The sequence below is a fragment of the Acinetobacter dispersus genome, assembly GCF_009884975.1.
Taxonomy (GTDB): Bacteria; Pseudomonadota; Gammaproteobacteria; order Pseudomonadales; family Moraxellaceae; genus Acinetobacter; species Acinetobacter dispersus.
In genome coordinates this window covers 3,642,480-3,662,884 of sequence record NZ_CP041970.1, presented here as the reverse complement: position 1 = coordinate 3,662,884, position 20,405 = coordinate 3,642,480, and the positions used below count along the sequence as shown (strand labels likewise).

17 protein-coding genes, 2 tRNA genes and 3 rRNA genes are annotated in these 20,405 nt (G+C 42.7%); 8 read left to right on the top strand and 14 right to left on the bottom strand.

The window, feature by feature from the left end; translation table 11 throughout:
* Position 1: 1 nt before the first annotated feature.
* The 4 genes from FPL17_RS16920 to FPL17_RS16905 all read right to left on the bottom strand — a co-directional run bounded on the left by FPL17_RS16920 (position 2) and on the right by FPL17_RS16905 (position 5,563).
* Positions 2-1,162: an acyl-CoA dehydrogenase family protein gene (locus tag FPL17_RS16920; RefSeq protein WP_159886339.1), complete on the bottom strand. Its 1,161-nt coding sequence runs from the start codon at positions 1,160-1,162 to the stop codon at positions 2-4.
* A gap of 90 nt (positions 1,163-1,252) precedes the next feature.
* Positions 1,253-2,866, bottom strand: a complete 1,614-nt coding sequence (locus tag FPL17_RS16915) for an acyl-CoA carboxylase subunit beta (RefSeq protein WP_159886337.1) — start codon at positions 2,864-2,866, stop codon at positions 1,253-1,255.
* A 2-nt stretch (positions 2,867-2,868) separates the two neighbouring features.
* The gene (locus FPL17_RS16910; RefSeq protein ID WP_159886335.1) at positions 2,869-3,744 is read right to left on the bottom strand and encodes an SDR family oxidoreductase; all 876 of its coding nucleotides are present in this window, start codon (positions 3,742-3,744) and stop codon (positions 2,869-2,871) included.
* Positions 3,745-3,754: 10 nt separating this feature from the next.
* Positions 3,755-5,563: an acyclic terpene utilization AtuA family protein gene (locus tag FPL17_RS16905; RefSeq protein ID WP_159886333.1), complete on the bottom strand. Its 1,809-nt coding sequence runs from the start codon at positions 5,561-5,563 to the stop codon at positions 3,755-3,757.
* 173 nt (positions 5,564-5,736) lie between these two features.
* On the opposite strand from FPL17_RS16905, the gene FPL17_RS16900 reads away from it, so the two are divergent.
* The 5 genes from FPL17_RS16900 (at position 5,737) to FPL17_RS16880 (ending at position 8,882) form a co-directional block, all read left to right on the top strand.
* Positions 5,737-6,249, top strand: coding sequence for a hypothetical protein (locus FPL17_RS16900; RefSeq protein WP_159886331.1), 513 nt, complete (start codon positions 5,737-5,739; stop codon positions 6,247-6,249).
* 35 nt (positions 6,250-6,284) lie between these two features.
* Positions 6,285-6,884, top strand: a complete 600-nt coding sequence (locus FPL17_RS16895) for a TetR/AcrR family transcriptional regulator (protein ID WP_159886329.1) — start codon at positions 6,285-6,287, stop codon at positions 6,882-6,884.
* Positions 6,881-7,390 (top strand): GNAT family N-acetyltransferase, encoded by a 510-nt coding sequence (locus tag FPL17_RS16890; protein WP_159886327.1) that lies wholly within the window; start codon positions 6,881-6,883, stop codon positions 7,388-7,390. The genes FPL17_RS16895 and FPL17_RS16890 overlap by 4 nt, the downstream gene beginning before the upstream one ends.
* Before the next feature lie 119 nt (positions 7,391-7,509).
* Entirely contained in the window at positions 7,510-8,127 is a 618-nt protein-coding gene (locus FPL17_RS16885; RefSeq protein WP_005206389.1) for a DUF6915 family protein, read from the top strand.
* 17 nt (positions 8,128-8,144) lie between these two features.
* The gene (locus tag FPL17_RS16880) at positions 8,145-8,882 is read left to right on the top strand and encodes a hypothetical protein (protein WP_151717166.1); all 738 of its coding nucleotides are present in this window, start codon (positions 8,145-8,147) and stop codon (positions 8,880-8,882) included.
* A gap of 60 nt (positions 8,883-8,942) precedes the next feature.
* Here FPL17_RS16880 and FPL17_RS16875 read toward each other — a convergent pair whose 3' ends face one another.
* The 10 genes from FPL17_RS16875 to FPL17_RS16830 form a co-directional block, all read right to left on the bottom strand.
* Positions 8,943-10,106 (bottom strand): acyl-CoA dehydrogenase family protein, encoded by a 1,164-nt coding sequence (locus tag FPL17_RS16875; RefSeq protein WP_159886325.1) that lies wholly within the window; start codon positions 10,104-10,106, stop codon positions 8,943-8,945.
* Positions 10,107-10,238: 132 nt separating this feature from the next.
* Entirely contained in the window at positions 10,239-10,802 is a 564-nt protein-coding gene (locus FPL17_RS16870; protein WP_159886323.1) for a DUF4256 domain-containing protein, read from the bottom strand.
* Between the two features lie 22 nt (positions 10,803-10,824).
* Complete coding sequence (locus FPL17_RS16865; RefSeq protein ID WP_159886321.1) at positions 10,825-11,172, bottom strand: GFA family protein; 348 nt, start codon at positions 11,170-11,172, stop codon at positions 10,825-10,827.
* Between the two features lie 66 nt (positions 11,173-11,238).
* Positions 11,239-11,634, bottom strand: coding sequence for a hypothetical protein (locus FPL17_RS16860; protein ID WP_159886319.1), 396 nt, complete (start codon positions 11,632-11,634; stop codon positions 11,239-11,241).
* Between the two features lie 83 nt (positions 11,635-11,717).
* On the bottom strand, positions 11,718-12,110 hold the full coding sequence (locus tag FPL17_RS16855) for a putative signal transducing protein (protein ID WP_159886317.1): 393 nt from the start codon (positions 12,108-12,110) through the stop codon (positions 11,718-11,720).
* A 99-nt stretch (positions 12,111-12,209) separates the two neighbouring features.
* Positions 12,210-12,324, bottom strand: a 5S ribosomal RNA gene (gene rrf, locus FPL17_RS16850).
* A gap of 205 nt (positions 12,325-12,529) precedes the next feature.
* Positions 12,530-15,422: ribosomal RNA gene (locus tag FPL17_RS16845) — 23S ribosomal RNA — on the bottom strand.
* A 383-nt stretch (positions 15,423-15,805) separates the two neighbouring features.
* Positions 15,806-15,881 (bottom strand) — tRNA-Ala (locus tag FPL17_RS16840).
* Between the two features lie 55 nt (positions 15,882-15,936).
* Positions 15,937-16,013: transfer RNA gene (locus tag FPL17_RS16835), tRNA-Ile, on the bottom strand.
* A 59-nt stretch (positions 16,014-16,072) separates the two neighbouring features.
* Positions 16,073-17,610, bottom strand: a 16S ribosomal RNA gene (locus FPL17_RS16830).
* The 16S, 23S and 5S rRNA genes sit together here with 2 tRNA genes alongside, the layout of an rRNA operon.
* Before the next feature lie 526 nt (positions 17,611-18,136).
* Between FPL17_RS16830 and yfiR the strand changes: the two genes are divergently transcribed.
* From yfiR to yfiB, 3 genes are read left to right on the top strand one after another with little or no spacing between them, the layout of a single operon-like run.
* Entirely contained in the window at positions 18,137-18,649 is a 513-nt protein-coding gene (gene yfiR, locus FPL17_RS16825; protein WP_151716821.1) for a regulatory sequestration protein YfiR, read from the top strand.
* 5 nt (positions 18,650-18,654) lie between these two features.
* The gene (dgcN, locus tag FPL17_RS16820; RefSeq protein WP_005208944.1) at positions 18,655-19,878 is read left to right on the top strand and encodes a diguanylate cyclase DgcN/YfiN; all 1,224 of its coding nucleotides are present in this window, start codon (positions 18,655-18,657) and stop codon (positions 19,876-19,878) included.
* Between the two features lie 8 nt (positions 19,879-19,886).
* Entirely contained in the window at positions 19,887-20,366 is a 480-nt protein-coding gene (gene yfiB / locus FPL17_RS16815; RefSeq protein ID WP_005185028.1) for an outer membrane lipoprotein YfiB, read from the top strand.
* Positions 20,367-20,405 lie beyond the last annotated feature (39 nt).

Below are 20,405 nucleotides of genomic sequence, written 5' to 3'. Positions count from 1 at the left end.
CCTAGTTTTTCTGTTTCTTCGGCAAAATATCGGTGAGCTTACAAATGATCCCCAACATGATTTCATCTGCGCCACCGCCAATCGAACCTAAACGACCGTCACGGAACAGTTGTGATGCAGGGTTATCCCACATAAAGCCATTACCACCCCAATATTGTAGGCAACTGTCTGCCACTTCACGGCTTAAGCGTCCTGCTTTCAGCTTCGCCATTGAGGCCATTAAAGTGACATCTTCACCCGCAATATGCTGTTCACAGGCTTGAAGCGTTAGGGCTTTTAATACAGCGACTTCTGTCATCAGTTCAGCAAAACGAAAATGTACATACTGATTATTAATTAAAGGCTGACCAAAAGTGGTTCGTTCTCTGGTGTAGTCAATGGTTTGCTGAATGACTTTTTCCATGCCCCCCACCGCATTGATACAGGCCCACATACGCTCCTCTTGGAACTGCATCATTTGCATCATGAAGCCCATGCCTTCCACCCCAACCAAGTTACGTTGTGGTACACGTACATTGTCGAAATAGACCTGTGCCGTGGTGGTGGAGCGCATCCCCAATTTATTTAAGGGTTCTGAAAAGCTGATCCCTGCCGTTTTTGCAGGAACAATAATCATGGATTTATTGACGTGTGGCTTATCGTCAGAAGTATTGGCCAATAGACAAAAGAAATCGGCTTGCAGTGAATTGGTAATCCACATCTTGCTGCCATTAATCACATAGTCATCACCATCTTTTTTTGCAGTGGTTTTGATGGCTGCCACGTCAGAACCGGCATGCACTTCCGAGACTGCAATCGAAGCGACATATTCACCACGAATCGCAGGATTTAAAAACTCATCTCGTAGTTCCTTACTGCCAAAACGTGCCAGTGCAGGGGTTGCCATATCAGTCTGTACGCCAATCGCTAGGGGTACGCCACCACAAGCAGCGCGGCCTAACTCTTCGGCCACCACAAGGTTGTACGAATAGTCGAGTCCTAAACCGCCATTTTCTTCAGGCTTACAAATCCCCAATAAACCCAAGTCTCCCATTTTCTTAAATACGTCATGAATCGGAAAACGGCCCGCTTCTTCCCACTCTGGGATAAATGGGTTTAATTCATTTTCAACAAACTGGCGTGTGGTACGGCGTAAAGCATCATGTTCTGCGGTAAATTTCATTGTTTTTTTCCTTAAATTTAATCTCCCCTAACCCCTCTTTAATTAAAGAGGGGAACTCCTCCCTTTAAAAAGGGAGGTCGGGAGGGATTATTAAAATCTCGACACACCAAATCGTGTTGGATTTAATTCACGTTGTTGTGCTTCATAAATGGTTTGTAATAAAAATATCAATACTTTACGGGTATCTCTTGGGTCGATGATGCCATCGTCATGCAGCATTGCGGTATTAAATAAAGCCGTCGACTGTTGTTCCAATTTCATCGCTGTACTTTGTTCCAAGAAATCCAGCATCTGCGGATTCGGTTCCATTCCCGAGGCTTTTTGTTTGCCCTCAGCTACGATACGCAAGACTTTACCTGCTTGTGCTGCGCCCATTACTGCGACATGAGAGTTTGGCCATGCAAAGATAAATTGCGGGGACAAACTACGACCACACATGGCATAGTTACCCGCGCCATAAGAGCCTGCCACCACAATCGAAATCTTGGGTACTGTCGCGTTGGCAACCGCTTGGATCAGCTTGGAACCATGTTTAATAATCCCGTTCTGCTCTGCATCAGTTCCGACCATAAAACCGGTGGTGTTATGCAAAAATAAAAGTGGGCGTTGAGTCTGCTCACACAGATGAATAAACTGTGCTGCTTTGGCTGCCCCTTGTGGGGTAATCGGCCCATTATTGGTAATAATGCCAATATGTAGTCCACCCACTTTGGCCCAACCGCATACGGTTAAAGCATCATATTCTTGTTTAAATTCTAGAAAATCTGAATCATCGATGATCCGTGCAATGATCTCTTTCATATCAAAAGGTTGCTTTGGATCTTGCGGAACAATACCTAATAGCTCTTCAGCAGCATAACGCGGTTCTTTATAATTCTGAGTAGATTGCGCGGTCTGTTCTTTCCAGTTGAGATGCTCGAAAATCTCACGCGCCAAACGAATACCATCTGCATCATTTTCAGCTAGATATTCTGCAACACCTGAGACTTGGGTATGCATTTCTGCCCCACCCAGTTCTTCCGCAGTCGCCACTTCCCCTGTTGCCGCCAATAACAATGGTGGTCCTGCCAATAACATTTCTGTCTGTTTGCGTACTGCAATCACATAGTCAGACAAACCCGGTTGATAAGCACCACCAGCAGTTGCATTACCATGTACTACTGCAACTTGCGGAATGCCTGCCGCAGATAAACGCGCCTGATTGGCAAAGGTCATTCCGCCATAGGTAAATACTTCAGCCGCATAGTTCAAATTTGCCCCGCCACTTTCGGTCAGGGTCACCATCGGCAACTTTTGTTCTAGTGCAATCTTTTGTAGGCGTAGGGTTTTATGCACCCCCATTGGTGACATGGTGCCGCCTTTAATGGCACTGTTACTGGCAGAAACCAGCGCACGTACACCACTGACAAAACCGATGCCTGCAATCACACCACCGCCTGCTTCGGAACCATCTTTGTCATCATGCATGTTGTAGCCCACCAGACCACATAGCTCCACAAAAGGTGAATCTGCATCTAACAGTAAACGGATACGTTCATGCGGCAAGATTTTGCCTTTCTTATCGAACTTAGGTTTTGCTGCATAAGATTTATCGATGCTTTTTTGCTGCACCGCACGCACTTCAGCCAGCTGTGTTAACAAAGCCTCTCGATTTTGCTGGTATTGTTCACTACCTACTGCAATCTCAGATTGGAGAATACTCATCTTTATTCTCCATCTGTTTTGAATATGTCAGGAATAAAAGCACGATGGAAACCATTAAAGGCTTCATTATTGGTCGCATCTGCCAATGGGTACATGCGTGTACCTTGTGAAGCAGCCCCATCAATGCGCAGGGTGACACCAGATACAAAAGCAGCAGCATCTGAAAGTAAATAGCAAATCGCTGAGGAGATTTCTGACTCGGTACCCATCCGTTTTAATGGCACATTACTCGCTAAACTTGGAATGATCACTTTGGCAAAATCACCACTATAGTTATCCATGCCCGAAGAAATAATCCAACCTGGTGCAACGGCATTAACACGTACCCCAGATTTCCCCCATTCTACTGAAGCAGTTTTGGTCAAGTTATCAACACCTGAACGCGCTGCACCTGAATGCCCCATGCCTGGCATACCACCCCACATATCGGCAGTCATATTAACAATGCTACCACCATGCTTTACCATCCACTGGTTATAGGCTTCACGCATCAAGTAAAAGGTAGAATGTAGGTTATTGCGCACCACGGCATCAAAACCATTGGCAGAAATATTCTCTAATGCAGAAGGAAATTGCCCCCCCGCGTTATTGACTAAACCATCGAGCTTGCCAAATTTTTCAATAACTTCGGCAATCATGTTTTTAACTTGCTCTTCATCACGGTTATCACAGACGATGAAATGGACTTTGCCTCCATCTTCCAGAATTTCTTGGCTGACTTTTTCTAGTTTTTCAACTTTACGGCCTGTGATGATCACTTGTGCGCCTAAAGAAGCCAACTCATGTGCAGTACAACGGCCAATACCAGAACCACCGCCCGTCACGATAATGACTTTGGCAGCAAATGCATCGGCCCTGAAAATTGATTGATAACCCATGTTTACATCCTTAATATTTTTCTAACAGTTGTGCAGGCACTTTCACCGGCATATCTAATAATTGTTGTGCAAAAGCTTTACCTTGTGGATCAATCCGTAAGCTGGCAATCCCACCACCGCCCAATGCATTTTCCAACATGAAATTAAGTGCATGCATCTCAGGTAGTTCATAACGAATCACTTTTGATTTTTCAGGATCTAAAACATGCTGCATATATGTCGCAACATTGGCCTCAGTCAGTGCCGCGCGAATCCATGGTAAATATTCAGCTTGACGTGCAATCACCCCAATATTGCTGTGATTGCCCTTATCGCCACTGCGTGCATGTGCAACTTCAACGAGAGGAACTTCAATCTCATCACCTTGATATACGGCTACGTCACCAACGAGATGCTGCATATAGTCCTGTGAAGCTTGTCCGACGGGGATTTGAACGGGATAACGCTGTCCTGCAAAGTCGACTTCTACCTTTAATTGATCTTTATCAATCAAGAAAGAAAATAGCTTCACCACTGCCGAGGCTTTAGGTCGACCACCGACGATTCCCGCCAATGCAGGTGCCATCCCTGTAGAGGCTTGGGCAATTTCCGAGGCAAAGAACATACAAGCTTCTTTAAACAGATGCTTTACCGCGATCTTCACTACCACTTCACGGCTGTCTTTGATTCGGGCATGAGCACCATAGGTACTTTCAATCCCAAGAATCTCAACCGACTTTTCACTAAATGGAGGGACTGAACGTAGTGCTAACACCCGTTCACATTTATTCAGAATGGCATCGGCAATCACTTGGGCTTTTTCAGGCGCTTCACGACCCGCAATCAAGAAACTGACCAAGACACGATAACCATCGGCATAGGTGGCACTCACTTTATATTGCTGAGTTGGTGCACGGCCTATTGCACCTATCACCTTGACTTGATGTTCGCCCACCTGCTCTAAATGGACTTGGCTAAAATCAGCACTCACATCAGGTAAAAGATAGGCTTGCGGATTGCCAATTTCATAAACGATCTGCTCTGCCACAGTCGCAGTTGAAACGAGGCCACCTGTCCCTTTCGGCTTGGTCACGATAAATGAAGCATCAGCACTGACTTCTACGATTGGAAAACCCATGTTGTCAAAGCCTTGAACCAAACGCCAATCGGTAAAATTACCACCAGTACATTGTGCACCGCATTCAATCACATGCCCTGCCAATGAACCTTGTGCCAGCTTGTCATAATCATCCAGTGACCATTTGTATTCATGCAATAATGGAGCAAGCACAACCGCTGAATCGACCACACGGCCAGTAATCACAATATCTGCACCCAAATCTAAGGCATCACGAATCGCAACAGCGCCGAGATAGGCATTACTACTGGCAACATGTGCAGGCAAGGCATCGCCATTAAACATTTCTCGCACATTTTGGTTTAATAATTCAGCATGCTTCGGCAATACATCATCACCCAATACCACTGCAACTTTTAAATCCAAGCCTTTTTCATCAATAATTTTCTGTAGGGCATCACGGCAAGCCAGTGGATTTACCCCTCCGGCATTGCTAATCACTTTTATTTTTTTCTCAGCAATTTTATTGATCAGTGGTGCCATGACTCGACTAACAAAATCCAGCGCATACCCATGACTTGGGTCCATCATCATCGCCTTGGCCATAATCGACATGGTGATTTCTGACAGATAATCAAAGACCAAATAATCAATATCACTCAGATGCACCAACTGAAATGCAGCAGTGTTGGTATCGCCCCAGAATCCTGATGCACACCCAATTTTAACTAACCTCTGGTCATCCTGTCTGACAGTTGTCATGCGCTTTCTCATTGTTATTGCTAAAAACGCCTTAACATTACCAAGCAAGTGCTTGGTTTGTAAAGTGCATAATGCTATGGTATAAAAATAGAAATAATAGTTCTTGCTAATGCTTTGTTATTTGGAATAAATTTTCTAAAAAAATTATGCTACCTAGCCATGTGAAATAAAAAATGCTTTTAATTAGTTTTCTTCAAAACCACTATCTGGAAGTTTTATTTCTTCTCTATGAAAAAGCAGAATTAATTATTTTTTTGCTCATCTTATTTTTAGGTATCTTTTTCGCCAATATTCCGAAAAATAAAGTCATTGCTTTTATTCTTTTCATTCTAAGTTTTATCTTACCTTTCATATATATTTTTTATTTTCAGATGATTATTGTAAATAACTACCTTAATCAAGAAATTAAAAAACAAAATTTTCACTATGGCTGTATGACCTATTACACAACTGTCAAATACAAACCTAAAAATTCAAAAGAATTTTCATATAGTGATTATTTTATTATTAACAATACATTTTCAGAAGTTTATATTCGAGGAAAAAACTCTCCAATAGGAAAGCAAATCAATGATTTCAATACACTTATAAATCCTGATACCTGTTATTCTGTACGCTATATAGAATTCAAATTCTTATTTTATAAAAAAATTAAGGTTTATGATTTGGTAGAGCTTCCTAATTAACCTATCATACTGCCACATTGCTGTAGGACTTAGATATGATCGCAACCTCAATTGAGCAAATACCCAAGATTGTTTGTTTTGATGACAGTCCACGTGGACGTTTACTGCAAGGTGCTGCCTATCTGTTTTATAAGCAAGGTTATGACAAAACTACAGTTCGTCAACTCGGTGAATTTATTGGCATTCAATCAGGCAGCCTGTTTCATCACTTTAAAAGCAAGGATGAGATTCTTGCGACAGTCATGGAACAAACCATTATCTATAACTTCGCCCGTTTAAAAGAAGCAGCCGAACGCTCCAATGATCCTGAGCAGCAGTTACGTCATCTCATCAAAGCTGAATTACTTTCCATTGCAGGTGATACAGGTGCAGCTATGGCCGTATTGGTACACGAATGGTTTGCGCTTTCTAAAGAAAAACAAGATTATCTTTTGAAAATGCGAAATGAATATGAGCAAGTTTGGTTAGACGTGATTGAAAAATTACGTGCTCAAGGCAAAGTGAAACACGATGCTTTTATTTGGCGTCGTTTGCTCGGTGGCTCAATTTCTTGGACGGTGACGTGGTACAGACCTGAGGGTAAAGTCAAAATTGATGAGTTGACTGAAATGGTTTTGGAAATGGCAGTGAAATGAGTGCTATCTATTTGCGTAAGCCTCAACTTAGCGATTTAGCTGAAATCAAACTTGCCTACCAAAATAGTTTCCAACTCCATCAACCATGGACCTATCCACCAACAGACTTTCAACAATATCTCGCACAAGAACATCGTTACTTTGTCTGCTTGAAAGAAAATCATGCCATTGTTGGCACCTTTAATATCTCCAATATCGTTCGAGGTTACTTTCATTCTGCTTACTTGGGTTATGAAGCCTTTTCTCCTTATGCAGGACATGGCTACATGCGACAAGGGCTGCAATTGGTTTTACAAGAAGCATTTCAAACTCTAAACCTGCATCGACTAGAAGCCAATATCCAACCAGACAATCTACTCTCTATTCGCCTTGTTGCACATGCAGGTTTTATAAAAGAAGGCTTCTCCCGCCAGTACCTGCGCGTTGGTGGAAAAGAGTGGAAAGATCATGAGCGTTGGGCAATTTTAAATGTAGATTGGACCGATAAAAAATATCAGGCATTCTAAAAAAATGATTCTAATTTAAGTACGACACAGCTTATCGCTCACACCTATTTATCTATGTTCGTTGTATCAGAAAGCTGCTATTGTTCTTAAACATCAAATGATTATAAGAATTCGTAAAAATGAATCCAGTACAACATGCCAATATTTCGGTGAAACGTCGTGGGGGCGAGCTTGAAGATTATATTGATATTCATGCTCTAATCGACAGCACCAAAATGTTGTGTACCGACAATCGCCATCGTATCTTGCATACCTTTTGGGGTGTTCAGGAAGTCATTATTCCGATCTTTGGACATCACTTCGAAAATAGTGCAGGTAAAAGCATTGAAGTGAAAGACCTGTGTGAAAAAGATCACCTATTGGTTGATTTCCATCACCGCTTTATTCCAACTTTAGGTGATTTTGTTGCAGCGATGCAGGATATCCCTACAGATGGGTTAGCGAAACGCCTAGAGAAATTCCATGCTGATGTGATTAATGATCCAAAACTATCGGCAACCCTGCTCTCGCCATTATCAGTGACTGGACAATTAAAGTCGTTACTGATCACCCACAATAGTTGGTTTATCAATACCATTCTTCCCATGATGGGAAAAAGTGAAGCCCAATTGATTGATTTTGATATTTGTCCCGATTTCTTTTTCAATCCGATGCGTTTTGAACTCTGGATGGACAATGGCATGACTGTGCCGCCTAGTGCAGCTAAGCTGCAAGAATTAAAAACTAAAATTGCTTAACTTAAGGGGAAATAAAAATGAGCAATATCCAATACGTGATTCGTCAAAATGACTTTGCCTATAATGACGAATGGCATCTAACCAACTGCGTTTCAACTGGGGCAATCAAACAGATTTATACAGATAAAGTTGAAGCAGAAAAGGCCTATAAAACCTTAGTTGTTGAGGGCTTATATTATGATGAACTCTGTAACTATGACATCGGCAATGGCGAAGTAGATGATGAAATCTACGAAAAACTTGAAGCTTTGGTATTAGAAAAAACAGGCAAAAAGTTTGATATCGAAGATGGTGAAATTCCAAAGCTGAATGAAGATGATGCTTTCGAATTTGCCCAAATTTCAGGTATCGTCTGGTATCAACTCTTAGAAATCGATGCGACACAACCTTGCTATGTACTTTGGATCAATTCAGAAGAAGACTATTTCTCTGGCTATGAGACTGGCAGCATTATCTCTAGTCAAGATGAGAATTTTAGTGATGTATCTTGGGAATCCAATATTTATGCGATGGACTATGAGTTCGAAGCCTTGATGAACAAACCACTTTCAGAGTTAAGTGATAGTCCATTATTATTGAAACAGTTTATCGAACAGACTTCAGATATTCGCTATGATGCTGAAAAAGATAGTATCGAAGGTATTGCATTAGACAGCATAAGATTTATTGATATCAAAGCACTGAATTCATTTCTAAAACAACCCATCTTTGAAATCCGTCAAATTTCTTTAGAAGAATTAGCTGAACTAGAATAAATTTCAAAAATGAAAAAGTGCGGTGTTTTAACCGCACTTTTAATCAAGTATGAAATGAGTTTAATAACCCAATTGTTTACTAATTAAATCCTTCATAATTTCTTCTGCACCACCACCAATCATATTCACCTTCACTTCACGATAAATGCGTTCAGACTTAGTACCACGCATAAAACCCATGCCTCCGAGTGTTTGTACCGCAGCATCGGCACAGAATTGCATAGTTTGAGTGGCAACATTCTTCAGCATACAAATCTGGGCAATCAGTTCACTACCTTGCAATTCAGGCTTGCCCAAGCGATAAGCTGTATCCTCGAGTAAAGCACGTGTTGCAGTCAATCGAGTTGCCATATCTACCAACTTATGACGCATCACCTGATGATCAACTAGACGCTTACCAAAGGTTTGGCGTTGCTGTGCCCAATCCAATGCCTCTTCATAGCAAGTCAAAGCAAAGCCATAACTACTGGCAGCAAGGAAAAAACGCTCCATGTTGAAGTTATTCATAATCACCAGAAAGCCCATATTTTCTGGACCCAATAAATGGCTAGCAGGCACTTTGACATTATCAAAATGCAGATGTGCCGTATCGGATGCCCACCATCCCATCTTATCCAGTTTGGTTTTAGTAATTCCTGCACTATGCGCATCTATGAGAAGCATTGAAATACCATTTGCTCCTTTGGCATTTGGATCAGTACGCACTGCCACTGAATAATAATCAGCTCGCATCCCTGAAGTGATAAAGGTTTTTTCACCACTTACCAGAAAATAATCACCTTCTCGCACAGCCTTAGTTTTAAGCGAAGCAACATCTGAACCACCGCCCGGCTCAGTAATTGCCAATGCCGAGATTTTTTCACCTGATAAAATCTGAGGCAGCACTTGGGCTTTAACCTCTTCGTTGGCAAAGTGCTGAATTGGTGGCGCACCAATGGTATGCGACAGTAAAGAAGCAGCTAAGCCACCCGAAGCGCATTTTGCTAACTCAATCGAAGATAACAAGGTATAAAATGCATCTGTACCCGCAATCCCACCATACTGCTCTTCAAATCCTAATCCCAATAGACCAATATCTGCGGCTTTTTTATAGAGCTCTCGCGGAAAGGTTTCACTTTCATCCCATTCATTGATAAAAGGCGAAATTTCTTTTTCAACAAAACGTCGAATACTCTTGGCAAATTCAAGATGCTGCTCGTTATAGTACAAAGGATTAAGGTGCATATTCTGCTTCCTAGCAATTATTGATCATTGTTTATTGAATGAGCACTAAAGTAGCAAAACCAGAAAAACCAAGCAAGCGCTTGGCAAAATTAAAGATTAAAAAAACATGTCAAGGATAATCGAATCACAAAACTATATTTTTAATCGACCACGAAACCCACGGGTCGCATAATAAGATTGAGCGCCATTGTGATAAGTAAAAACCCGACCATAACGACTATCACAGAAAATTGCGCCACCTAAAGCTCTTACATCCTCGGGTGTTTTGACCCAACTCGAGGTTTTTAAATCAAAATTTTCAACCAACTGTAATTGTTTATATTGTTCTTCTGCGAGCAATTCAATTCCCATGGCTTCGGCCACATCGACCGCATTATTTTCGGGCTTATGTTCTTTACGTGCATCTAAAGCAGCGCGATCATAACAAAGGCTTCTACGCCCTTTTGGTGTTTCTACAGTACAATCATAAAAGATGATTTCACTTGATTCAGAATCAAGTGAAACGATATCTGGCTCCCCGCCTGTCTCTTCCATTTGATTCAATACCCATAGCTTTTCGGGTTGCTGTTTCAACTGTTCCTCGATATCCACCCAACTCAAGCCCTGATGCCGATGCATATTGGCTTCAAAACGCTTTTTTAATATCTCGAACAACACGATCGTCTGTTCAGCATTTAATTGCTTTTTCTTGGTCATTTTTATTCTCTGAATTTGAGTGTTAAACCGAACGGCCGTCAAAATGATTGATTTTGATGCTTTCCAAATCTAAATTTTCGATACATCTGATATTAATGGCATACATCTGATTCCCTTGCGGATCAATGCCTGTTGCATAAGGATGAATACCACAGATCTTACAAAAATAATGGTCGATCACATGCTTATTAAATTGGTAACGAGTTAAAACATCTTCTTGAACTGAGATATCAACTTTATCTGTCGGTAAGAACCACAATAAAGAACCTTTTCTTTGGTAAATCGAGCAGTTACACGACATTGCTTCAATCAAATCCCCTTGTGCAACAAAAGTGATTTTTCCACAATGACAACTTCCTTGATATTCCATCTTATTTTCCTTTTTTATTATGTTCTACCCTATTAGACAAAGCTGTTTAAGTGATGTCCACTTAATTTAGTTATTTCTTTCATGATAAGAAAATGTAAGTTGATGTCGCCATTGATATTCCAATCGAGCCAAAGCACCAACAAAGATAGCCTCTCCAGCAATATGGATCACTGCAAAGATCTTCATTTCTTGCCAAAATCGCCAAAGCATAGACAGACAAACCAAGCCCCAGATGCTATTTGCAATTACCAAGATGTTGATGAGGAATATTGAGCGTTTTTTATAATTAGCTAATATAAATAAATAACTTGCGTATAAGAGATTCGCGCAACTTACGAAAACAATAATCTCCTTAGGTAAATGATAGAGTTGACTTAACCATGGTACGGCAAGCAATACAATCAGCCCAGCAGATGCAGCCGCAGTACAGTCTATCCATAAAATATGCTTGGCAATCTTCATTATTTAAATACTCTTTTTGTTTTAATTTGAGCATATAAAGATCATTGATGATTTAAAACTTTTTGCTGATTTGCTATACGGCATTAAATCCAAAAATGTTGGCACTGCCGACACTTCATTCCATTTTTATAAGAAAAGAGCGGAAAACCCAACAATAGAAAAACCACATAAGCGGGGCGTTTACCTTCTGTATAAGGTTGTATATCAGTACTGCCACAATTAGGACAGCTTTCGCTTAATCCAAACTGTTGTTCTAATTCTTGACTAAAATCTTGAGCAAGTAATGCCTTAGTCTCTTCTGCATAGCTTTCAGGCACTAATAATCGCACACCACCTAAAGCATTGGAGTAAAGCCAATCCATATTAATGGTATGTTCATTTTCAATACGTGCTGGAATTTCAGCTGCTTCTAATTGCGTTTTAGCAATCTGAGCTTCATAGGGAAAAGAAAAGCTTTGCACAACGATCCAAGTCATATCAGAAAGCCCTTCAATCTTAAATAAATATCCAGTATATAAAATTCCGTCCAATAAAAAACACCCCCAGCCGTTAGGTTGGGGGTGTTCTAATTTAAAAGCTGGCGATGACTTACTCTCACATGGCAAGTGCCACACTACCATCAGCGCTAAGAGGTTTCACTTCTGAGTTCGGGAAGGGATCAGGTGGTTCACTCTTGCTATTGTCGCCAGCAAACTGTTGTGGTGCTTTCGGGTCTTATTCACGATGTATTCATCGTATGCCTTACTTACGGTCCAAAGAGTTATTAACGGATTAGATTATTGAGTCGAAGTTTATTGCTTAGCAATCACTAAATCAAGTTCTTTGTTCAAGATCAGGTTTAACTGATCTTTTATGAATCGATTATCAGCTTTACATACAACTGCTTGGGTGTTGTATAGTCAAGCCTCACGAGCAATTAGTATTGGTCAGCTTCACACGTCACCGTGCTTCCACACCCAACCTATCAACGTCCTAGTCTCGAACGGCTCTTTAGAGGAATAAATTCCTAGGGAAATCTTATCTTGAGGTAGGCTTCCCGCTTAGATGCTTTCAGCGGTTATCCCTTCCGAACATAGCTACCCGGCGATGCGACTGGCGTCACAACCGGTACACCAGAGGTTCGTCCACTCTGGTCCTCTCGTACTAGGAGCAGATCCTCTCAAATTTCCAGCGCCCACGGTAGATAGGGACCGAACTGTCTCACGACGTTCTAAACCCAGCTCGCGTACCTCTTTAAATGGCGAACAGCCATACCCTTGGGACCTGCTTCAGCCCCAGGATGAGATGAGCCGACATCGAGGTGCCAAACACCGCCGTCGATATGAACTCTTGGGCGGTATCAGCCTGTTATCCCCAGAGTACCTTTTATCCGTTGAGCGATGGCCCTTCCATACAGAACCACCGGATCACTAAGACCTACTTTCGTACCTGCTCGACTTGTGGGTCTCGCAGTTAAGCGCGCTTTTGCCTTTATACTCTACGCGTGATTTCCGACCACGCTGAGCGCACCTTCGTACTCCTCCGTTACTCTTTAGGAGGAGACCGCCCCAGTCAAACTACCCACCAGACATGGTCCTCGCCCCGGATTACGGGGCAGAGTTAGAACCTCAACATTACCAGGGTGGTATTTCAAGGACGGCTCCATTGGAACTAGCGTTCCAACTTCAAAGCCTCCCACCTATCCTACACAAGTAAGGTCAAAGTTCAATGTCAAGCTGCAGTAAAGGTTCACGGGGTCTTTCCGTCTAGCCGCGGGTACACCGCATCTTCACGGCGAATTCGATTTCACTGAGCCTCTGCTGGAGACAGCGCCGCCATCATTATGCCATTCGTGCAGGTCGGAACTTACCCGACAAGGAATTTCGCTACCTTAGGACCGTTATAGTTACGGCCGCCGTTTACTGGGGCTTCGATCAAGAGCTTCGCTTACGCTAACCCCATCAATTAACCTTCCAGCACCGGGCAGGCATCACACCCTATACGTCCACTTTCGTGTTTGCAGAGTGCTATGTTTTTAATAAACAGTTGCAGCGGCCTGGTTTCTGTGGCTGCCAATAGCTCAGGGAGCAAGTCCCATCACCGTCAGCAGCGTACCTTCTCCCGAAGTTACGGTACCATTTTGCCTAGTTCCTTCAGCAGAGTTCTCTCAAGCGCTTTGGTCTACTCGACCTGACCACCTGTGTCGGTTTCGGGTACGATTCCTGTGTAACTGAAGCTTAGAGACTTTTCCTGGAAGCATGGTATCAGCCACTTCACTGTACAAGTACAGCTTGCTATCAGCTCTCAGCATAGAGCACCCCGGATTTGCCTAAGATGCATGCCTACTGCCTTCCACCTGGACAACCAACGCCAGGCTGACTTAACCTTCTCCGTCCTCTCATCGCATTACACAGAAGTATTGGAATATTAACCAATTTCCCATCGACTACGCCTCTCGGCCTCGCCTTAGGGGTCGACTCACCCAGCCCCGATTAACGTTGGACTGGAACCCTTGGTCTTTCAGCGAACGGGTTTTTCACCCGTTTTGTCGTTACTCACGTCAGCATTCGCACTTCTGATACCTCCAGCATACTTCTCAATACACCTTCATCGGCTTACAGAACGCTCCCCTACCACTTACGCTAATGCGTAAATCCGCAGCTTCGGCACATAGTTTTAGCCCCGTTACATCTTCCGCGCAGGCCGACTCGACTAGTGAGCTATTACGCTTTCTTTAAAGGGTGGCTGCTTCTAAGCCAACCTCCTAGCTGTCTATGCCTTCCCACATCGTTTCCCACTTAACTATGATTTTGGGGCCTTAGCTGGCGGTCTGGATTGTTTTCCTCTTGACTACGGACGTTAGCACCCGCAGTCTGTCTCCCGGATAGTACTCATTGGTATTCGGAGTTTGCATCGGTTTGGTAAGTCGGGATGACCCCCTAGCCGAAACAGTGCTCTACCCCCAATGGTATTCGTCCGAGGCGCTACCTAAATAGCTTTCGGGGAGAACCAGCTATCACCAGGCTTGATTAGCCTTTCACCCCTATCCACAAGTCATCCCCTGGCTTTTCAACGACAGTGGGTTCGGTCCTCCAGTTAGTGTTACCCAACCTTCAACCTGCTCATGGATAGATCGCCTGGTTTCGGGTCTATACCCAGCAACTAAACGCCCTATTAAGACTCGATTTCTCTACGGCTCCCCTATTCGGTTAACCTCGCTACTGAATATAAGTCGCTGACCCATTATACAAAAGGTACGCAGTCACCGAACAAGTCGGCTCCCACTGCTTGTATGCATGCGGTTTCAGGATCTATTTCACTCCCCTCACAGGGGTTCTTTTCGCCTTTCCCTCACGGTACTGGTTCACTATCGGTCAGTCAGGAGTATTTAGCCTTGGAGGATGGTCCCCCCATATTCAGACAAGGTTTCACGTGCCTCGCCCTACTCGTCATCATTGTGTGTGCCCTTTCGTGTACGGGAATATCACCCTCTACGTTCGCACTTCCCAGAGCGTTCCACTAGAACACACACAACTTAATGGGCTGCTCCCCGTTCGCTCGCCGCTACTAAGGGAATCTCAATTGATTTCTTTTCCTAAGGGTACTGAGATGTTTCACTTCCCCTCGTTCGCTTCATAAGCCTATGTATTCAGCTTATGATACCCGCCTTATAGCGGGTGGGTTCCCCCATTCAGAAATCTCCGGATCAAAGGATATTTGCCGCCTCCCCGGAGCTTATCGCAGGCTATTACGTCTTTCATCGCCTCTGACTGCCAAGGCATCCACCACATGCACTTAATTACTTGACTATACAACCCCAAACAGTCGTTAACACATACAAGTGAGTGTTATCGTTGCAAACTTAATTGCTACCATCTGTTGTCCTGTGAATTTAATCACCGTACAGCTTCAATCTAATTCATATACCAAAACGCTTGATTCAGTTAATTTGCTAGTTCTCAGATTAATTCTTCATCCAACTGCAATACTTACGTATTACCGTTAGTGTCAAATTAATCGAGTTTGAACAATTTATTTCAGACTCAATTTTCTAATCTGTTAATGATTAACTACCACCTCGTCGGTGTGTAGTAAACTGTGATAAATCACAGAACTTAATAAGCTATCTACTTACTAAATTCTATAAGCTATCTTGGAATTCAACTTTCGTTTTACATCACTTTGTAATGTATGGTGGAGACTAGGAGAGTCGAACTCCTGACCTCCTGCGTGCAAAGCAGGCGCTCTACCAACTAAGCTAAGTCCCCAGCTTATCATTTAATGAACGACATATCTTTCAATCTAAGCTACTGCAATCAGATTTGGTGGGTCTGACAAGACTTGAACTTGTGACCCCACGCTTATCAAGCGTGTGCTCTAACCAACTGAGCTACAGACCCTCAGATACATCTTCGAAGAACAACTTGTTGTGGATTCTTACCGATCGTCAATCTTTCGTTAAGGAGGTGATCCAGCCGCAGGTTCCCCTACGGCTACCTTGTTACGACTTCACCCCAGTCATCGGCCACACCGTGGTAAGCGTCCTCCTTGCGGTTAGACTACCTACTTCTGGTGCAACAAACTCCCATGGTGTGACGGGCGGTGTGTACAAGGCCCGGGAACGTATTCACCGCGGCATTCTGATCCGCGATTACTAGCGATTCCGACTTCATGGAGTCGAGTTGCAGACTCCAATCCGGACTACGATCGGCTTTTTGAGATTAGCATCCTATCGCTAGGTAGCAACCCTTTGTACCGACCATTGTAGCACGTGTGTAGCCCTGGCCGTAAGGGCCATGATGACTTGACGTCGTCCCCGCCTTCCTCCAGTTTGTCACTGGCAGTATCCTTAAAGTTCCCGACATTACTCGCTGGCAAATAAGGAAAAGGGTTGCGCTCGTTGCGGGACTTAACCCAACATCTCACGACACGAGCTGACGACAGCCATGCAGCACCTGTATCTAGATTCCCGAAGGCACCAATCCATCTCTGGAAAGTTTCTAGTATGTCAAGGCCAGGTAAGGTTCTTCGCGTTGCATCGAATTAAACCACATGCTCCACCGCTTGTGCGGGCCCCCGTCAATTCATTTGAGTTTTAGTCTTGCGACCGTACTCCCCAGGCGGTCTACTTATCGCGTTAGCTGCGCCACTAAAGCCTCAAAGGCCCCAACGGCTAGTAGACATCGTTTACGGCATGGACTACCAGGGTATCTAATCCTGTTTGCTCCCCATGCTTTCGTACCTCAGCGTCAGTATTAGGCCAGATGGCTGCCTTCGCCATCGGTATTCCTCCAGATCTCTACGCATTTCACCGCTACACCTGGAATTCTACCATCCTCTCCCATACTCTAGCTGACCAGTATCGAATGCAATTCCTAAGTTAAGCTCAGGGATTTCACATCCGACTTAATCAGCCGCCTACGCACGCTTTACGCCCAGTAAATCCGATTAACGCTCGCACCCTCTGTATTACCGCGGCTGCTGGCACAGAGTTAGCCGGTGCTTATTCTGCGAGTAACGTCCACTCTTCCTAGGTATTAACTAGGAGAGCCTCCTCCTCGCTTAAAGTGCTTTACAACCAAAAGGCCTTCTTCACACACGCGGCATGGCTGGATCAGGCTTCCGCCCATTGTCCAATATTCCCCACTGCTGCCTCCCGTAGGAGTCTGGGCCGTGTCTCAGTCCCAGTGTGGCGGATCATCCTCTCAGACCCGCTACAGATCGTCGCCTTGGTAGGCCTTTACCCCACCAACTAGCTAATCCGACTTAGGCTCATCATTTAGCGCAAGGTCCGAAGATCCCCTGCTTTCTCCCGTAGGACGTATGCGGTATTAGCATTCCTTTCGGAATGTTGTCCCCCACTAAATGGCAGATTCCTAAGCATTACTCACCCGTCCGCCGCTAAGTGATAGTGCAAGCACCATCACTCCGCTCGACTTGCATGTGTTAAGCCTGCCGCCAGCGTTCAATCTGAGCCATGATCAAACTCTTCAGTTTAAAATCATTAGTAGCTTATGGCTACAAATCTTGGCTCATCAATTTTCTGACTAAAAATTCGCTCAAATAAACTTCGAGAAATTTCTACCATTCAATCAATGAAATATTTTCGATCGATCAATCAGTAAAAATCCACACAAGTTGTTCTTCTATTCTCTTAATGATCTTCTCGATGATTCGTCATCATCAAGCTAGGTCGGCTATATTACTCTAAATTTCTTTAAAGTCAACAGGTAATTTAGATATTTTCAAAACTTATTCTCAAACCCAAAAATTTAACCCTTAAGCCAAATCCTTGTTTCTCAACAAGTTTTTATCTGCATCACCGCCGATGGATGTGCATTCTACAGCATTCCAAACCCAATACAACCCCCTTTTTCAAATATTCTTAAATTATCAAATCAAGCGATTATTTTTTGAACTGAACAGTTACTTTTAATGCCTTTTCTTTGTGTTTAAGAACTTTTTTTAAACAATTAAGTCCAGTAGAATATGTCTCTTGCTTCACATTTTTTGGCACTTTTGATTGAAAATACGGTTTGGTCGTAAAAAAGCTCGTTCTTTATTACTTGCTGCATTATTTGCTGCGAGCCCGCTTTGCTATGCCATTTCAACGCATAACTTCTATGAGCTGGCTTTATCTATATTAAGTTATAGTAAATGGTCGAACACCAGTCGCCCGACAATTTGCGTGATCGATAATCAAGATGCGGCAAATCAGTTTCAGGCCAATATTCGTCAGCTTGCTTATGAGTATCAAGTTCAGGCTGTGACGGCTAAAGATTTTCCCAAAACAGAATGTCATGTGGCCTATTTCACAATAACACCGCCTCAACAACAGCAAAACTTAATTCAGGCGTATCCGTCTCGTTCATTATTGTCGTTAAGTACCAATAATCCAGCCTGTGAAGTCGGTAGTATTTTCTGTTTATACAATAAGAAGACATTTTCTACTTTTAAGGTGAATTTGGATGCGTTGAGCTATTCCAAAGTACATATTGATCCTCGTGTTTTACTCTTAGCAAAGAATGCGGGGTAGACATAGTGATTTCAAACTTATATCAATCCACATCCTTACACGCATTATTCCGTAAATCACAATTTGCGATCTTTGCCATTACCTTTGTCATCTGCTCTTTTACTTTTGCCACCATTTCTATGTTCACTATGGAAACGTATGCAAAACAAAATTTGCAGCTATTAAGTCAAACCGTATTGGAGCGTGTGCAACCTGCGGTCGTGTTTAGAGATAAAGGGGCAATTGATCAAATCCTTGATGATTATACAAGTGAACATGCGATACGCAGCATTCATGTTTATGATCCTCAACAGAAATTGTTAGCCGAAAGTACCAAAAAAATTGCGCATACCTCAGTGATGCAGGATTTAATGGATCGATGGTTTTTACATGACCCAGTTAAATTGATTGTGATTCATCATAAAAAGAAAGTTGGGGAATTAGTACTCTATGGTAGTTCAGAGAATATTTTACATTTTCTAAAAACCATTATTATTGGTCTTGCAATTTCGATGTTTTTCATCGTGATTGCTTTACTTTGGTCAGTAAACATTACTTATCGCCAGATTATGCAAGCGATCAAACCATTAACGCATATCGCGCAATTGGTCAGTGATCAAAAAGCCTATAATTTGCGTTTTCCAAACAACCACATTCATGAATTTCAGAATTTAAATACCGTATTTAACGAACTATTAGAAGAAATCCAAATTTGGCATACACACCTGCAAAAAGAAAATCGACAACTTTCATTCCAAGCACATCATGACCAATTGACGAGCTTGCCAAATCGTCATTATTTTTACCAAGAATTATTTAATATTTTTGAAAATCCACAATATCGTCATAGCTCAGCTTTATTATTTATCGACAATAATAAGTTCAAAGTCATTAATGATGAATATGGACATTTAGCTGGCGATGCCGTTTTAAAAGAAATGGCAACTCGTTTAAGACTTTCTGTCCGCTATGAAGATTTCATTGCACGTTTAGGCGGTGATGAGTTTGCCATCATTTTGCATTCGATTCACCATACAGATCATTTAAGGACAATTGCTGAAGGCGTGCTCGCAAGTTGCGAACAACCTTTAGAGTTTAACGGACAAACGATTCATTTCGGTTTTAGCTTAGGGGTTGCTTTTTCTCAGTTTGCAGAGAATCCAGAGGATTTGATTATGCAAGCCGATCAAGCCATGTATAAAGCTAAGAGTTTAAATCCACATTGGTTTCTTTATAAACCAGAAATTTAGGACATGTTATGCGCACTCACACCATTAAAATTTCATTTATTGCGTTACTCTGCCTAACATTGGCTGGCTGCTTGAGTTTTGGCCCGTTGAAGTATCGTCAGGTCAAAATGCTTAAGAAAGAAGGCTTCGTTCTAACAGATGAAGGCTGGACACTTGGTCTGCCTGAGCGTTTGTTATTTGACTTTAATACATCAGAGATCAAACCTGAACATCAAAAAGAAATTGTTCGTTTGGCAACTCAATTGAACAAATATGACCTCGAGAAATTAAAAATCGTAGGCCATACCGATGATATCGGCAATCCAGAGTACAACCAAAAACTCTCTGAGGAACGTGCTCAAAGTGTTTCAACCATCTTTATTGCTCAGGGTTTCAAGCAAAATAATTTAACTGTGGTTGGTCGTGGTTCACATCAGCCATTTGTTCCGAATACCTCTGATGAAAACCGCGCTAGCAACCGCCGCGTTAATGTCATCATTATCCCATAAGCACATCGCTTCAATAAAAAAACCGACTCAATGCAGTCG

Coding starts and splice junctions, on each gene's coding strand:
- FPL17_RS16920 (WP_159886339.1), bottom strand. CDS start 1,162: ATGAAATTTACCGCAGAACATGATGCTTTACGCCGTACCACACGCCAG.
- FPL17_RS16860 (WP_159886319.1), bottom strand. CDS start 11,634: ATGAAGATTGCCAAGCATATTTTATGGATAGACTGTACTGCGGCTGCA.
- FPL17_RS16905 (WP_159886333.1), bottom strand. CDS start 5,563: ATGACAACTGTCAGACAGGATGACCAGAGGTTAGTTAAAATTGGGTGT.
- FPL17_RS16895 (WP_159886329.1), top strand. CDS start 6,285: ATGATCGCAACCTCAATTGAGCAAATACCCAAGATTGTTTGTTTTGAT.
- yfiB (WP_005185028.1), top strand. CDS start 19,887: ATGCGCACTCACACCATTAAAATTTCATTTATTGCGTTACTCTGCCTA.
- FPL17_RS16880 (WP_151717166.1), top strand. CDS start 8,145: ATGAGCAATATCCAATACGTGATTCGTCAAAATGACTTTGCCTATAAT.
- FPL17_RS16890 (WP_159886327.1), top strand. CDS start 6,881: ATGAGTGCTATCTATTTGCGTAAGCCTCAACTTAGCGATTTAGCTGAA.
- FPL17_RS16910 (WP_159886335.1), bottom strand. CDS start 3,744: ATGGGTTATCAATCAATTTTCAGGGCCGATGCATTTGCTGCCAAAGTC.
- FPL17_RS16885 (WP_005206389.1), top strand. CDS start 7,510: ATGAATCCAGTACAACATGCCAATATTTCGGTGAAACGTCGTGGGGGC.
- FPL17_RS16900 (WP_159886331.1), top strand. CDS start 5,737: ATGCTTTTAATTAGTTTTCTTCAAAACCACTATCTGGAAGTTTTATTT.
- FPL17_RS16855 (WP_159886317.1), bottom strand. CDS start 12,110: ATGACTTGGATCGTTGTGCAAAGCTTTTCTTTTCCCTATGAAGCTCAG.
- FPL17_RS16915 (WP_159886337.1), bottom strand. CDS start 2,866: ATGAGTATTCTCCAATCTGAGATTGCAGTAGGTAGTGAACAATACCAG.
- FPL17_RS16875 (WP_159886325.1), bottom strand. CDS start 10,106: ATGCACCTTAATCCTTTGTACTATAACGAGCAGCATCTTGAATTTGCC.
- FPL17_RS16865 (WP_159886321.1), bottom strand. CDS start 11,172: ATGGAATATCAAGGAAGTTGTCATTGTGGAAAAATCACTTTTGTTGCA.
- FPL17_RS16870 (WP_159886323.1), bottom strand. CDS start 10,802: ATGACCAAGAAAAAGCAATTAAATGCTGAACAGACGATCGTGTTGTTC.